The following is a 2,569-nucleotide window of genomic DNA, read 5'->3' on the forward strand; positions in this document are numbered from 1 at the left end:
ATGACCTGGACGCCGCAGAGCTTCACCGCGTGGGCAGCGGCGTGATTGGCCGTCATTATCATCGACTTATCTTTTACCGTGACTGTGGTTTTTTCATTTTTCTTTTGTGTCATATCATTCTTTCATTCTTCTTCGGGGACCATTTTTATTGCGCCCGTAGGACAGATTTCCGAACAGATCCCGCACCCTTTACAGTATTCCAGATCGACCCTGGGTGGTACGGTCTTGCTGATGACCCCGTCGGGACAGAAGGTCCAGCACCGGAAACATGAGGGCGTGTTGCTCCTGGCCGGGGTGCAGACAGTGTAATCGAATTCCGGGTGCTGCACCCGCCAGTCGCCGGTCCTTCCGGCTTCGCCCGCTGCCGGCGATGATGAAGCGGTGATATGGCCGCACTGTCTCGTTCCCATCTGTTTTCCTTCAGTTTGTACTGTAGATTTTCGTCGCGTCATGTATTATCCTCGCGGTGAGCATGTTTATCCGCGCCCCGGTGGAAGAAAATTTTTTTATTATGGCCTTTTCCACGGCTGCCAGGCTCACCAGTCCCGTGACCTTCACAAAGGCGCCCAGGATCGGGGTATTAAGGATCGCCACGCCGGCCATGGTGAGATTATTTTCCAGCGCCACAGTAGTGATATCGGCGATCCCCACAGTATTGAAATGTTCCAGTTTCAGTTTCTCCGGCGTGTATTTCGAATTTATTATAACCACGGAACTTGCAGGAAACCTGCCAGGAAGGTCCAGCACAGGAAGCAGTGAGGGGTCAAGGACGACAATAATATCGGGTGTCGAAATTTGTGAAAAAATACGTATCGGTTCATGGGCCAGACGCAGAAACGCAGACACCGGCGCTCCTCTCCTTTCAGCACCGAATGAGGGCGCTGTTGTAACGCCCCTGTATCCTTCCTCATAAGCCGCGTCCGCTATAAGCTGGCTTGCAGTTATGGCCCCCTGCCCGCCCCTTCCGTACCAGATCACCTCAGTATACTTTTTCTTTATTATCATGTCTGCAATTTTCATCAAAAGCATTTATTCGATACATTTATTCATACAATTTTATAGGAGCCCCAGCGTCAAGGAAAAAGTATAAAATTATTGGGTGCTGAACTGTCATCGTATGTTGGTATTAAGATATATTCTCTCTTGATAAGATAATAAGAAGGAGAGGATATGAGAGAAGGTGGAACTAGATTTATTTTGTCATTGGTTTTAGAAACCGTTCGAAATGTTAATCCCACCTTCTCCTTCTCTACTCTGAACAGTACATTAGGTTATAAAACCTGTATATTACGATGATAGAGCCCAGAGAAGATACATATCCCTCAAAACTACAATTTAGTATTATTATCGAGGGATTATGAAATTGTCAATAGGAATTGATGTATCAAAAAAGACTTTGGACGTTGTTTTTTTTAATGGAGAGAGTTTTATACCATATAATTTTCTAAACAATCAAGATGGTATACAGCGTTTGATCCAGGAAATTTTAAAGTACAGGGAATATGAAGTTATCATAACAATGGAAGCTACGGGTGTATATCATTTAAATTTGGCAAATCAATTGTATGCACAGGGGTATACCGTTTCAGTAATGAATCCATTGGTTATAAAAAGATTTAGCGAGATGAAGATGGTTCGAGCAAAGACTGACAGCGTAGATGCGCGTGTTATTGCACAGTTTGGTTTTGAACAAAACCCTTATATTTATACACCAAAACCGGATAATTGTCAGGGAATTGTATATTATTTGAAAGCCATTGAGGATTTATTACATCTAAAAACACAAAATTCAAATCGTATTGAAGCATTATCATGCTGCAATGATGCGCCAAGGGGAATAGTGGAAAGTTTACGCAAAGTGAATGAGTGTATCACAATGGAAATAAAAGAAGCTGAGAAAGCAATTAAGAACATAATAAAACAGCATAATCAGGAACAGTATCAACGGCTCAAAAAGATACCAGGTATTGGTGATAGGACATCATCAGCAATTATAGGATATTTTAATGAGTTTGAATGTTTTGAAACAGCTAAACAGGTTGTAAGTTTTATTGGAGTTAACCCCTCTCCACGGATTTCTGGTACATCAGTACGAGGTCGCGGAGCAATATCAAGAAAAGGAAATAAATATCTTCGTAAATTATTTTATATGGCAGCATTGTCAGCAAGCAGGCATAATCATTCATGCGAGCAACTCTATAACAGAATGCTTCTTAAAGGGAAGGACAAAAAGCTGGCATTAACTGCCGTTGCCAATAAACTCATCAGGCAAGTTTTTGCAATTGTGAAATATAAGAGAGAATATATATATCAATATTAAAAATGTGTTGATTGAATACACAGTACATTTCGAACGTAAGGAGAAATCTTTTTTTACATAATTAAGATTTCTCACCCTTCGACGTCGCACAGGGTTCGAAATGACAATTTTCCGATCCCGGCTCTTTGATAGAAATAACAAAAAGTCCCGGAACCGTTCCGGGACTTAATCTATGATTTATACTATTCAATTTTTTATTCTATGATCTTTTACACATCATACCCCTTTAACGCTAATATTCTTCATGGA

3 protein-coding genes are annotated in these 2,569 nt (G+C 41.3%); 1 reads left to right on the forward strand and 2 read right to left on the reverse strand.

Annotated features, from left to right (window positions below; translation table 11 throughout):
- Positions 1-122: 122 nt before the first annotated feature.
- Together KKE07_05000 and KKE07_05005 are read right to left on the reverse strand one after the other, a co-directional pair.
- A complete protein-coding gene (locus tag KKE07_05000) occupies positions 123-410 on the reverse strand; it encodes a 4Fe-4S binding protein (protein MBU4270199.1) in 288 nt (95 codons plus the stop codon).
- Positions 411-420: 10 nt separating this feature from the next.
- Positions 421-1,020, reverse strand: a complete 600-nt coding sequence (locus KKE07_05005; protein MBU4270200.1) for a 2-oxoacid:acceptor oxidoreductase family protein — start codon at positions 1,018-1,020, stop codon at positions 421-423.
- A 337-nt stretch (positions 1,021-1,357) separates the two neighbouring features.
- Between KKE07_05005 and KKE07_05010 the strand changes: the two genes are divergently transcribed.
- On the forward strand, positions 1,358-2,320 hold the full coding sequence (locus tag KKE07_05010; protein ID MBU4270201.1) for an IS110 family transposase: 963 nt from the start codon (positions 1,358-1,360) through the stop codon (positions 2,318-2,320).
- Positions 2,321-2,569 lie beyond the last annotated feature (249 nt).

It is taken from the genome of Candidatus Dependentiae bacterium, assembly GCA_018897535.1.
In the GTDB taxonomy this organism is placed as follows: domain Bacteria; phylum Babelota; class Babeliae; order Babelales; family UASB340; genus UASB340.